We start from the raw sequence: 12,062 nt of genomic DNA on the forward strand, positions 1-12,062 counted from the left end.
GGAACGACGATGCGTCAAGCGTAAATCTAAAATATTTCTCCACACTTTCAACCGCTTATCCCGCTGACCCGAAAAATCGGGTCAGCGGAGGGCATCAACCGAGCTGAAATCTCCCGGTATTCGCACTCAAGGCCTTGCTGCCCTGGCTCAAGGTGTCCGCGGCGAGGTTCACCGCCCGTGCGCCTTCGAGCAAGCGTACCGCCGCCTGATCGACTTGCTGGATGTTGCCGCTGACTTCATCGGCGGTGCTCGCTTGCTCTTCAACGGCGGTGGCGATTTGCGCCAGGGTGTCGGTGACGCTTTGCACCGCGCTGGCGATTTCCCCCAGGCGTTCGCCGAGACCGGTGACGGCTTGCGCATCCGATTGCGCCTGGCCGCAGGCGGCTTCCATCAGGCTTACCGCTTCGTTCACGGTGCTGCGCAGGCTGTCGACGGTGCCGGCGATCTGCGCGGTGGAGGACTGGGTGCGTTGCGACAGGCTGCGCACCTCATCGGCCACCACCGCAAAGCCGCGACCTTGCTCGCCGGCCCGTGCGGCCTCGATGGCGGCGTTGAGGGCCAGCAGGTTGGTCTGCTCGGCCACACCACGAATGGTGTCGACCACCAATTGAATCTGCTGCCCTTGCTCGCTGACCCGACCCAGTGCCGCCGCCGTGTCGTTCAACCGCTGATTGAGCTGCTGAATGCTCGCCGTGGTGCGTTGGCTGTCGCGGCTGCTGTCGGCAGCGATGCGCTGGGTGTGCTGAGCGCTGCCGGAAGCCTGTTCGCAGCTCTGGGCGACCCCTTGGGAGGTGGCGGCCAATTGCGTGGCGGCTGCGGCGATCTGGCTGATCTGCAACTGCTGGGCCTCGACTTCGCCAAGAGCACCGCTAGAGTGATCGTTGAGCGTGCGCACCGCGTTGCTCAACTGCAGGGTTTCGTGATCGACCCCCAGCAAACTGTTGCGCAGTTGCACCACCGCGACGTTAAGCGAGGTGCTGATCGCCGCCAGTTCGTCGCGACCCTGTACCGGTACTTGCAGGCTCAGGTTGCCGTCACGCAGTGCTTCGGCCAGTAGTGTGATGCCGCTGGCGCTGCGACGGATCGAGGCCTGTAAACAGATGAACAGGTACAGCGCGGCCAGCAGCAGACAGCCAAAAATTGTCGCCACCAGGATGAACTGGCGGATGGCCGAACCGTGGTAATAATCCAGCCGTTGATCCAGCGAAACCAATGATTGCTGACGCAGTGAGGCGAGGTTGCCGAGGAGGGCGTCGAGACTGCGTTCGAAGTCTTCGGGTTTGAGGTTGATGCTGCCACCGAAGACGCCGTCGTCCAGCACTTTCAAACCGGCATCCAGCTGCTTGAGGCTGTCATGGTATTGCCCGGCCCAGGTTTGCAGGGCGCTGGGCAGGCGCGCCTCCAGCAGGCTGCCAGTTTTCACCAGCTGTTCCCGAGCGTCGCCGATGCGGCTGCGCAAGTCGCGCAATTGCAGGCGGCTTTGCAGAGTGAACTGCCCGGACACCACCGAAGCCTGACCAACCGCGGCGAGGCGACCGACCCGTTCGATCAGGTCCGGTGCGTGTTGAGTGGAGATCTGCGTCAGCAGATAAGTTTCCAGCCAGGGCGCGAGGGTCAGGCGATTGTCCATGGCGATTTGTTCGCGCAAGGCTTGCAGGGCGCTCAAGGCATTGGTGAAGCGATCGTAGCCATCCGGCCACCATCCAACGCTGCTCAGGCTTTTCGAATCCAGGCCGGTGAGGGCGCTTTGCAGGGCTTGATAGCGGGTGAGGGTCTCGCCCTCGGCGCCTTCGGTGTTGAGGGCATTGCCCAAATCCGTGGTGGCTTGGGCCACGGCCGGCTGAACCGTGTCGAACGCTGCCATCGCCGCGATGGTTGCGGGTGTCGGTTGGCGATTGGTTTCGGTGGCGCGCCAGCGAGCGGCGCGGTCACGCTGGGCGGAGAGCAAGTTGTCGAGCGCATCCAGGGCAATCAATTGCCGGACCCCGGCGCGTTCGCCGGAGATCAGGTTCAACTTGTCACGATAGTCCTGGCCGATCATCCACAAGCTGCCTGCCAGCGGCAGGATAAACAGCAGAAACAGCAGCTGGAATTTGCGCGCGAAGCCGAAACGCCCCAGCAGCCCGATCCCCGGTGATAAAAAAGCCTGCATGCCCCATGACTCCTCTGGACATCACGCACCATTGGCGTGCGTCGAGGCCATTGCGACCGCGACTGATGTCCTTCTAAAAGGCCTCGAAAGTTCACCTTGGTCCGCTCTGTAGGCCGACTCTGTAGCGAAACTTCCCATTCTCGGTCCCCTTTGTAAGGGGCCGCGTTGAAGCGGATAAGCAAGGCAAGATTCAGACCATGGCTTTGCGCTATCACCTTTTTTTGAGGTCGTTAGCAGGCTAAGGGGATGGCGCGACTGCACCGAAAAATGGCACATTGACCGACCTGCCAGTGCGCACCCATCCGCAGTACGGAAACTCTCATGGCCATCAGCAACGTCCAGTCCGCCGCGACATCGGCGCCCGCTCCTTCACAAAGCAGTCCGCTGGTCATGCGCATCATCGGCGCGGTGGCGCTGGCGCATTTGATCAACGACTTGATTCAGGCGGTGCTGCCGTCGATCTATCCGATGCTCAAGGCCAACTATGGCCTGACCTTCACCCAGGTCGGCCTGATCACCCTGACCTTTCAACTGACGGCCTCGCTGTTGCAGCCGTGGGTCGGTTACCACACGGATCGCCATCCCAAGCCCTGGCTGTTGCCGGCCGGCACTGTCTGCACATTGATTGGCATTCTGATGATGTCGGTGGTCGGCAGCTTCCCGATGATTCTGCTGGCGGCGGGGTTGATCGGTATCGGCTCGTCGACTTTTCACCCGGAAGCTTCTCGCGTCGCGCGACTGGCCTCGGGCGGGCGTTTCGGGCTGGCGCAGTCGACGTTTCAGGTCGGCGGTAATGCGGGCTCGGCCTTCGGGCCGTTGCTGGCGGCGGCAATCATCATTCCCTACGGTCAGGGCAATGTGGCCTGGTTCGGCTTGTTCGCGCTGTTTGCGTTGTTCGTGCTGTACCGGATCAGCCGCTGGTACGCCAATCACTTGAACCTGTTCAAACTCAAACAAGGTCAGGCAGCGACGCACGGTTTATCAAAAGGCCGGGTGATCAGTGCGTTGGTGGTACTGGGGTTGCTGGTGTTTTCCAAGTATTTCTACATGGCCAGTCTCACCAGTTACTTCACGTTCTACCTGATCGAGAAGTTCGACCTGTCGGTGGCCAGCTCGCAGCTGCATCTGTTCCTGTTTCTCGGTGCGGTAGCGGCGGGGACTTTCTTCGGCGGGCCGATCGGCGACAGGATCGGGCGCAAGGCGGTGATCTGGTTCTCGATCCTCGGTGTGGCGCCGTTCACGCTGCTGCTGCCCCATGTGGACCTGTTCTGGACCAGCGTGTTGAGCGTGGTGATCGGTTTCATTCTGGCCTCGGCGTTCTCGGCCATCGTGGTGTATGCGCAAGAACTGGTGCCGGGAAATGTCGGGATGATTGCCGGAGTGTTCTTTGGCCTGATGTTCGGTTTCGGCGGGATTGGCGCGGCGTTGCTCGGGCATTTGGCGGATGTTCACGGCATCGAGTATGTGTACTTCCTGTGTTCGTTCTTGCCGCTGTTTGGGGTGTTGGCGATCCTTTTGCCAAGAACCAAAAAAGTCTGAACCAACGCCCATCGAGTGTGGGGGGCGGTGGTGTGGCCGAAAATTCTGTCGTGTCGCGTCCTGGACAAGGCTTACGCCTGTTTCAGGACCCTCTAAAAATTCAGCCGTTTCGATAGATATAGCTGTACGCGTTAATCGCCGGTACACCGCCAAGATGTGCATAAAGCACCTTCGACCCATCCGGGAAAAAACCCTGGCGGACGAGATCAATGAGGCCTTGCATGGATTTTCCCTCGTAGACCGGGTCCGTCATCATGCCTTCCATGCGAGCGCACAACCGGATGGCTGCATTGGTTTCTTCTGACGGGATGCCATAGGCCGGATAGGCATATTCTTCTTTAAGGACAACATCGTCAGCTGTGATTTCCTGGCCAAGCCCAATAAGCCTGGCCGTTTGCTGAGCGATGGCCAGCACTTGTGCCCTGGTTTGTTCAGGTGTGCCGGAGGCGTCGATACCAATCACATTGCGGGCACGACCATCCTTGGCAAATCCCACCAACATGCCTGCATGTGTGGAGCCGGTCACAGTGCAGACGATTATGTAATCAAACCTGATCCCCATCCTGGTCTCTTGTTCACGTACTTCTTCGGCGAAGCCGACATAGCCGAGACCTCCAAATTTGTGCACAGAAGCGCCGGCGGGAATGGCATACGGTTTGCCTCCTTTGGCCTTAACGTTTTCCAGCGCCCGCTCCCAGCTCGCGCGAATGCCGATATCGAAACCTTCGTCGACGAATTCAATTTCGGCTCCCAGCACGCGGCTCATCAGGATATTCCCAACGCGGTCGTAGACCGCATCCGGGAATGGAACCCAGCTTTCTTGAACGAGATGGCACTTCATGCCGAGTTTGGCAGCGACAGCCGCGACCTGGCGCGTGTGGTTTGACTGGACGCCACCGATGGACACCAGTGTATCTGCCTGCGAGGCAATGGCATCGGGAATGATGTATTCCAGTTTTCGGATCTTGTTACCGCCAAACGCAAGCCCGGAGTTGCAATCCTCTCGTTTGGCATAGAGCTCGATATTGCCCCCGAGATGCGCCGATAGACGATTCAGTTTCTCAATCGGCGTAGGGCCGAACATGAGTGGATAGCGTTCAAATTTCTCCAGCATGACGGTTCTCCAGATCACGGATGAGCCGTTTTTAGTCTAGCAGAGCGCATGTGAGAGGGCGGCGTGCTACCACGATCCCCAAAAGCAGAATCCCCGTATCAGCGACTGATTACGGGGATTCTGTGTCTATCGAGGTCCGTGGAAATCCACGGCTCCTATTACACGTTGAAACGGAAGTGCATCACGTCGCCGTCTTTAACGATGTAGTCCTTGCCTTCCAGGCGCCATTTACCGGCTTCTTTGGTGCCGGCTTCGCCCTTGTACTGGATGAAGTCGTCGTAGGCGATGACTTCGGCGCGGATGAAGCCTTTTTCGAAGTCGGTGTGGATCACGCCGGCGGCTTGCGGTGCGGTAGCACCGACGCGGACGGTCCAGGCGCGGACTTCTTCGACACCGGCGGTGAAGTAGGTCTGCAGGTGCAGCATTTCGTAGCCGGCGCGGATTACGCGGTTCAGGCCAGGCTCTTCAAGGCCCAGGGCTTCGAGGAACATGTCTTTCTCTTCGCCGTCTTCCAGTTCGGCGATTTCGGCTTCGATCTTGTTGCAGACCGGAACCACCACGGCGCCTTCTTCTTCGGCGATGGCCTTGACCACGTCCAGCAGCGGGTTGTTCTCGAAACCGTCTTCAGCGACGTTGGCGATGTACATGACCGGCTTGGTGGTCAGCAGGTGGAAACCGCGAATCACCTGCTTCTCGTCGGCGCTCATGTTCTTCATCAGGCTGCGCGCAGGCTTGCCCAGGGTGAAGTGGGCGATCAACTGCTCCAGCAGACCTTTCTGGACCACTGCGTCCTTGTCACCGCCCTTGGCGTTACGAGCGACTTTCTGCAGTTGCTTCTCGCAGCTGTCGAGGTCGGCGAAGATCAGCTCCAGGTCGATGATTTCGATGTCGCGTTTCGGGTCGACGCTGTTGGAAACGTGAATCACGTTCTCGTCTTCGAAGCAGCGGACCACGTGGGCGATGGCATCGGTCTCGCGGATGTTGGCGAGGAACTTGTTGCCCAGGCCTTCACCTTTCGAGGCGCCGGCAACCAGGCCTGCGATGTCGACGAATTCCATGGTGGTCGGCAGGATACGCTTGGGCTTGACGATGACCGCCAGTGCTTCCAGACGCGGATCCGGCATCGGCACGATACCGCTGTTGGGCTCGATGGTGCAGAAGGGGAAGTTCTCGGCCGCAATCCCGGACTTGGTCAGGGCGTTGAACAGGGTGGACTTGCCGACGTTAGGCAGGCCGACGATGCCGCAATTGAATCCCATGGTGTTTCCCCTCGGGTAAGAGTCAGGCCTTCTGGCTGTGCAGGTTTTTCATCGCGCGGTTCCATTCACCGGCGAGGATATCCGGCAGCACGCCGAGGGCAAAGTCGATGCTGGCATCGAGTTTTTCCTGTTCGGCGCGTGGCGCACGACCCAGGACGAAGTTTGAAACCATACTGGCAACGCCCGGGTGGCCAATGCCAAGCCGCAGGCGGTGAAAGGTATTCTGATTGCCCAGTTGCGCAATGATGTCGCGCAACCCGTTATGACCGCCATGGCCGCCGCCCTGTTTGAGCTTGGCAACGCCCGGAGGCAGGTCGAGTTCGTCATGTGCCACCAGAATCTCTTCAGGCTTTATGCGAAAGAAGCCGGCAAGTGCCGCCACGGCCTGGCCGCTGCGGTTCATGTAGGTGGTGGGAATCAGTAGACGAACATCCTGACCCTGATGCGAAAAGCGCCCGGTCAGGCCGAAATATTTGCGATCGGCCACAAGGTTGACACCCTGTGCCTGCGCGATGCGCTCAACAAAAAGGGCCCCTGCGTTATGCCGGGTCTGTTCGTATTCAGCGCCTGGATTTCCCAGGCCAACGATCAGTTTGATGGCAGTCACGATAGGGGCCCTTCCTTGAAGTGGTGGATAACATCGTCGCCATCAGGGAGTGCGGCGAAAGTGGACGACAAGTGCTCATTTACCATTATGTAAACTCCGCGTTCTCGCCCGCTTTCTCGCTACGCTCTAGTCCGCGATGTTTCCGGTCACTCCGGCGTACAGAGTGAAATTACTCTGCAGCGCCTTCTGCAGCTTCTGGAGCAACACGTGGAGCGTGAACGTTGGCAACAGCCAGGTCGTTACCGTGAGCCAGAGCAACAAATTCAACGCCTTTAGGAGCGTTGATGTCGGACAGGTGAATGATCGAGCCGACTTCGGCGTTAGCCAGGTCAACTTCGATGAATTCAGGCAGGTCTTTCGGCAGGCAGGACACTTCGATTTCAGCAACAACGTGCGAAATCTCGCCGCCTTTCTTCACTGGAGCAGCTTCGTTGACGAAGTGCACCGGGACGATAGCGGTCAGCTTTTGGCCAGCAACTACGCGTACGAAGTCAGCGTGCATCACGTGGCCTTTGGCCGGGTGACGCTGCAGAGCCTTGATGATTACGTTTTGCTTGGTGCCGCCAACGTTCAGCTCGATGATGTGGCTGTAAGCCGCTTCGTTTTCGAGCAGTTTGGCAACTTCTTTAGCCAGCATGCTGATGGATTCAGGGGCTTTTTCGCCACCGTAAACTACAGCTGGAACCAGGCTTGCGAGACGACGCAGGCGGCGGCTCGCACCTTTCCCCAGGTCGGAACGCACTTCAGCATTCAGAGTAAAATCGTTCATGTTGTATCTCCAAAATAACCACACTCGCCCCAGCGTTTGCGACCAGCGCTAAAGGCGATATGGGCAAAAAAGCCCCGCCCCGACAGGAATGCCGGGGCGGGGCGCTTTTCGTCAACAGGATGTAATGAAAAGGGCAGGGCCCTTAACGGAACATCGCGCTGATCGATTCTTCATTGCTGATGCGGCGGACCGCCTCGGCAACTACCGGTGCGATATCCAGTTGGCGGATACGCGCACAGGCTTGTGCTGCAGCGGACAGCGGGATGGTGTTCGTCACCACCAGCTCGTCCAGCACGGAATTTTCAATGTTTTCGATCGCCCGACCCGACAGCACAGGGTGCGTGCAGTAGGCGAAAACCTTGGCAGCGCCATGCTCTTTCAAGGCCTTGGCCGCGTGGCACAGGGTGCCGGCGGTATCGACCATGTCATCGACCAGAATACAGGTACGCCCTTCGACATCACCGATGATATGCATCACTTCAGAGTGATTGGCTTTCTCACGGCGTTTGTCGATGATCCCGAGATCCACGCCCAGGGATTTGGCAACAGCCCGTGCACGCACGACGCCGCCAATGTCCGGGGACACGATCATCAGGTTTTCGAAGCGCTGATCTTCAATGTCATCCACCAGTACGGGGGAGCCGTAGATGTTATCTACCGGAATATCGAAGAAACCCTGGATTTGGTCAGCATGCAGATCAACCGTGAGAACACGGTCGATGCCGACTACGGTAAGCATGTCAGCAACGACTTTCGCGCTGATAGCCACACGTGCGGAACGCGGACGGCGATCCTGACGGGCATAACCAAAGTAAGGAATAACAGCAGTGATACGAGTAGCCGAGGAGCGGCGGAAGGCATCAGCCATCACTACCAGTTCCATCAGGTTATCGTTGGTCGGAGCGCAAGTCGGCTGAATAATGAAGACGTCTTTACCGCGGACGTTTTCATTGATCTCGGCTGTAATTTCGCCGTCGGAAAATTTACCGACAGAGATGTCACCGAGAGGGATATGCAGCTGACGTACGACACGCCGAGCCAGATCGGGGTTAGCGTTCCCCGTAAAGACCATCATCTTGGACACGCGCAGTACCTGAAGGCTGAGGGTATACCTGGATGAGTATAGGAAAATGGCAGGGGCGGCTGGATTCGAACCAACGCATGGCAGGATCAAAACCTGCTGCCTTACCGCTTGGCGACGCCCCTGTATCTGTTGCAACGAGTACCCAGTACTCGATTCCTTTTAGAGCAGGCCTTGCAGCTTGCGATGCAACATCGAAACGTTGCTTCCTTTTGCTACAAACCCTGTAAGGGTCTCTGTAAGAAGGGCCGAGACTTTATCAGCTTCAGCTTTGCTTGGGAAGCCCCCAAACACACAACTTCCAGTTCCGGTTAGTTTTGCTTCGGTAAAATTACCTAGCAAATTCAATGCGTTACGTACCTCTGGATAACGCTTTGCTACCACCGGCAAGCAGTCATTTCGACTGTTTCCCTTGGGAACGGGGCGCACTTTAATGGGCGGAGAGTTACGTGTCAACAGCGGATCTGAAAAAATTTCTGCTGTACTTACAGATACTTGCGGCACAAGCACCAGATACCACGGTTCCTCGGGTTCTACAGGCGTGAGTTTCTCCCCCACGCCCTCGGCGAAAGCCGCGTGTCCACGCACGAAAACCGGGACGTCGGCGCCAAGCGTCAGGCCCAGCGCGGCCAGCCTGTCGTCATCCCAGCCCAGTTGCCAAAGATGATTGAGGCCCAGCAACGTGGTTGCCGCATTCGAACTGCCGCCACCGATTCCGCCGCCCATGGGCAGGATTTTTTCGATCCAGATGTCGATGCCCAGCGAACAACCGGATTGCTCCTGGAGTTTTTTCGCGGCTTTGACAATCAGGTTGCTGTCGTGAGGGACGTCGGCGAATTCGGTGTGCAACCGAATCACGCCATCATCGCGAACGGCGAAGGTGATTTCATCGCCGTAATCGAGAAACTGAAAAATCGTCTGCAACTCGTGGTAACCGTCTTCACGGCGACCGAGGATGTGCAGCATCAGGTTGAGTTTGGCGGGCGAGGGCAGTGTCAGGCGCGGGGCAGTCATCTTCATTGCCCCAGTTTGCGCGGTTGCCAATCCTTGATCACCAGCGTGACATCAAGGTCGGTGCCGTGCAGTTTGATCCGCTCGGGCAGCCAATAGCCGTTTTGCTCGGCATAACTGAGGTACTCGACTTGCCAGCCATCCTGTTCGAGATTGGCCAGGCGACTGTCGACGTCCAGGGTCAGGCGACTTTTGCTGTCCGGGGCCGGGAGACCGCGAACCCACCACGCCAGATGGGACACCGGCAATTTCCAGCCCAGTTGTTCTTCGACCAGGGCTTCCGGAGTCGACGCGTCATAACGGCCTTGATTGGCCACTTCCAGCGAGACTTTGCCGGGGCGCCCGGTCAAACGGGCCGCGCCACGACCCAGCGGGCCGGAGAGACGAATGTCGTAGTAATCCTGGCGCTGCAGCCAAAACAAGGTGCCGCTACCCGAATCTTTCGGCGCGCGGATGCCGATCTTGCCGTTGATCTGCCAGCCGTCGAGGCTGCTCAGTTGTTGTTTGTGCTCGCGCCATTGGGCCGGGTTACCGTGCCCCCCGACCGATTCACGGGCGCCGAAGCCCGCGCAACCGGCGAGCAGGGCGATGAAGCTGAAAACGATGATGTGGCGCAAAAACATAATCTTAAAGAGTCTCTGATCCGGTCAGGCGCTTGATGGTGCTGCGCAGGGTAGGGCTGTCGGGCTGTTCCTTGAGGAACTTGCTCCAGACTTGTTTGGCTTCGCGTTGTTTGCCATTGGCCCACAGGACTTCGCCCAGATGAGCGGCGACTTCCTGATCGGGGAAGCGTTCCAGCGCCTGGCGCAAATAGCGCTCGGCTTCGTCGAGATTGCCCAGGCGGAAATTCACCCAGCCGAGGCTGTCGAGAACGGCCGGGTCTTCCGGGTTCAACTGGTGCGCCTGTTCGATCAGGGCCTTGGCTTCGGCGTAGCGCGTGGTGCGGTCGGACAGGGTGTAGCCGAGGGCGTTCAACGCCATCGCATTGTCCGGGTCGCGCTTGATGATCAGTCGCAGGTCTTTTTCCATCTGCGCCAGGTCATTACGTTTTTCCGCCTGCATGGCCCGGGTATACAGCAAATTCAAATCATCCGGGAATTTCTGCAGGGCTTGCTGCAGGACGTTCCAGGCCTTGTCACCCTGTTTGTTGGCCGACAGGGTTTCGACTTCGATCAGGTACAACTGGATTGCGTAATCGGGTTGCTCGTCGCGCTGGGCCGCAAGACGGTTTTGGGCTTCGGCGGTCCTGCCGTTGCTCATCAGAATATCGGCCTGACGCAATTGCGCTGGCAGGTAATCGTTGCCCGGCCCGACCTGGGCGTACTCGATCAGCGCGCCCTGGGGGTCGTTACGCTCTTCAGCAATACGCCCAAGGTTCAGGTGCGCCGAGTCGACGTGGCTTTCCCGGGCGATCAAGTCTTCCAGATAACCTTTTGCTTCGTTCCAGGCCTTGGCTTCCAGGCAGACCAGAGCCAACGAATAACGCAGTTCGTCGTCTTCCGGGTATTGCTGCACCAGGCTCGAGAACTCGACCTTGGCGTCGTCCATGCGGTCCTGTTCGACCAGCATGCGTGCGTAGGTCAGGCGCAGGCGTTTGTCGTCCGGGTATTTCTTGATGCTTTTTTGCAGCAACGGCAAGGCTTCATCGCCACGGCTGAGCCCTTGCAGCAGGCGCGCGCGCAGCAGAATCGGCGCTATTTCGCCTGCTTCCGGCGGGTTGTCTTCGAGCAGGGTCAGCGCGCCTTTGGCGTCGCCATCCTGTTGCAACAGCAAGGCCTTGCCGAAAATCAGCTGGTTGTTGTGCGGGTGGCGCTGCAACAAACGGTCAAAACCTTTCATCAGGCCGTTGCGGGTTTCCTGGTCGGTATCGGCCGCAGACAGGGCGAGGAAGTCGAAATGTGTGTCGCCTTTGCCTTGCAGGACTTTTTCCATATAAACCATGGAGTCGTCGTATCGCCCGGCGCGGGCGAGTTGCACGGCCGCTGCCCGTTGCGCCTCAAGATCGTTCGGGGCGTTTTTTGCCCAGATCAGCGAAGTGTCGAGAGCCGCTTGATCGGCGCCCAGGTATTCGGCAATGCGAAATGCCCGCTCGGAGATGCCCGGATCCTGGGTATTGATGGCCTGGGTCACGTAGTTGTCCAGGGCAATGTCGTAACGATTGCGCTGGCCAGCCAGTTCGGCGCTCAACAGGCTGAAGACGGTTTCTTCGCTGAACGAGCTGTAAACCTTGGGCTTTTCAGGCGCCGGAGTGCTGTCTTCGACCGGCGGCGTACCGTCCGACGAAACGGGTGCCAAGGCCTGGCAGCCGCTGAGGAAGACAAAAGCGAGGAGCAACGCGGAAGATCTATTCATATAGGAAGAGGACGACTAACCTGCGGTCGGATCATCATGACACAAGCCTTCGGCCAAACATAACCGCCCGGCCAATTTACCCGCACACGCAATCCCGGCAGGCCCGGCGCCGGTGTAAACGAGAACGGATCGCAGCTTCGGCGGCGTCAACCGGGACGATAGATATCGAGTGGTTGTT

At 58.6% G+C, this 12,062-nt stretch carries 10 protein-coding genes and 1 tRNA gene; 1 reads left to right on the top strand and 10 read right to left on the bottom strand.

What is annotated here, in order from left to right; all coding sequences use genetic code 11:
* Positions 1–94 precede the first annotated feature (94 nt).
* Complete coding sequence (locus PMI21_RS09855; protein WP_007939743.1) at positions 95–2,152, bottom strand: methyl-accepting chemotaxis protein; 2,058 nt, start codon at positions 2,150–2,152, stop codon at positions 95–97.
* Between the two features lie 321 nt (positions 2,153–2,473).
* Between PMI21_RS09855 and PMI21_RS09850 the strand changes: the two genes are divergently transcribed.
* Positions 2,474–3,691, top strand: coding sequence for an MFS transporter (locus tag PMI21_RS09850; protein ID WP_007939745.1), 1,218 nt, complete (start codon positions 2,474–2,476; stop codon positions 3,689–3,691).
* Positions 3,692–3,791: 100 nt separating this feature from the next.
* Here PMI21_RS09850 and PMI21_RS09845 read toward each other — a convergent pair whose 3' ends face one another.
* The 9 genes from PMI21_RS09845 to PMI21_RS09805 form a co-directional block, all read right to left on the bottom strand.
* On the bottom strand, positions 3,792–4,805 hold the full coding sequence (locus PMI21_RS09845; RefSeq protein WP_007939746.1) for a 1-aminocyclopropane-1-carboxylate deaminase: 1,014 nt from the start codon (positions 4,803–4,805) through the stop codon (positions 3,792–3,794).
* Positions 4,806–4,963: 158 nt separating this feature from the next.
* Complete coding sequence (gene ychF, locus PMI21_RS09840; RefSeq protein ID WP_007939747.1) at positions 4,964–6,064, bottom strand: redox-regulated ATPase YchF; 1,101 nt, start codon at positions 6,062–6,064, stop codon at positions 4,964–4,966.
* 22 nt (positions 6,065–6,086) lie between these two features.
* A complete protein-coding gene (gene pth, locus PMI21_RS09835; protein WP_007939748.1) occupies positions 6,087–6,671 on the bottom strand; it encodes an aminoacyl-tRNA hydrolase in 585 nt (194 codons plus the stop codon).
* Positions 6,672–6,840: 169 nt separating this feature from the next.
* Positions 6,841–7,440 carry a 50S ribosomal protein L25/general stress protein Ctc gene (locus PMI21_RS09830; protein ID WP_007939749.1) on the bottom strand — a complete coding sequence of 200 codons (600 nt, stop codon included), beginning with the start codon at positions 7,438–7,440 and terminating at the stop codon, positions 6,841–6,843.
* Positions 7,441–7,582: 142 nt separating this feature from the next.
* Positions 7,583–8,524 carry a ribose-phosphate pyrophosphokinase gene (locus PMI21_RS09825; RefSeq protein ID WP_003171603.1) on the bottom strand — a complete coding sequence of 314 codons (942 nt, stop codon included), beginning with the start codon at positions 8,522–8,524 and terminating at the stop codon, positions 7,583–7,585.
* Between the two features lie 47 nt (positions 8,525–8,571).
* Positions 8,572–8,646, bottom strand: a tRNA-Gln gene (locus PMI21_RS09820).
* A 37-nt stretch (positions 8,647–8,683) separates the two neighbouring features.
* The gene (ispE, locus tag PMI21_RS09815; protein ID WP_033064104.1) at positions 8,684–9,535 is read right to left on the bottom strand and encodes a 4-(cytidine 5'-diphospho)-2-C-methyl-D-erythritol kinase; all 852 of its coding nucleotides are present in this window, start codon (positions 9,533–9,535) and stop codon (positions 8,684–8,686) included.
* A gap of 2 nt (positions 9,536–9,537) precedes the next feature.
* Positions 9,538–10,155, bottom strand: a complete 618-nt coding sequence (lolB, locus tag PMI21_RS09810; protein ID WP_007939752.1) for a lipoprotein insertase outer membrane protein LolB — start codon at positions 10,153–10,155, stop codon at positions 9,538–9,540.
* Positions 10,156–10,159: 4 nt separating this feature from the next.
* A complete protein-coding gene (locus PMI21_RS09805) occupies positions 10,160–11,884 on the bottom strand; it encodes a tetratricopeptide repeat protein (protein ID WP_007939753.1) in 1,725 nt (574 codons plus the stop codon).
* Positions 11,885–12,062 lie beyond the last annotated feature (178 nt).

Source organism: Pseudomonas sp. GM18, assembly GCF_000282195.1.
Lineage (GTDB): Bacteria > Pseudomonadota > Gammaproteobacteria > Pseudomonadales > Pseudomonadaceae > Aquipseudomonas.

Bases quoted from the DNA above. Each gene is read 5' to 3' on its own strand.
- PMI21_RS09855 (WP_007939743.1), bottom strand. From the start codon at position 2,152: ATGCAGGCTTTTTTATCACCGGGGATCGGGCTGCTGGGGCGTTTCGGC.
- PMI21_RS09850 (WP_007939745.1), top strand. From the start codon at position 2,474: ATGGCCATCAGCAACGTCCAGTCCGCCGCGACATCGGCGCCCGCTCCT.
- PMI21_RS09845 (WP_007939746.1), bottom strand. From the start codon at position 4,805: ATGCTGGAGAAATTTGAACGCTATCCACTCATGTTCGGCCCTACGCCG.
- ychF (WP_007939747.1), bottom strand. From the start codon at position 6,064: ATGGGATTCAATTGCGGCATCGTCGGCCTGCCTAACGTCGGCAAGTCC.
- PMI21_RS09830 (WP_007939749.1), bottom strand. From the start codon at position 7,440: ATGAACGATTTTACTCTGAATGCTGAAGTGCGTTCCGACCTGGGGAAA.
- ispE (WP_033064104.1), bottom strand. From the start codon at position 9,535: ATGACTGCCCCGCGCCTGACACTGCCCTCGCCCGCCAAACTCAACCTG.
- lolB (WP_007939752.1), bottom strand. From the start codon at position 10,155: ATGTTTTTGCGCCACATCATCGTTTTCAGCTTCATCGCCCTGCTCGCC.
- PMI21_RS09805 (WP_007939753.1), bottom strand. From the start codon at position 11,884: ATGAATAGATCTTCCGCGTTGCTCCTCGCTTTTGTCTTCCTCAGCGGC.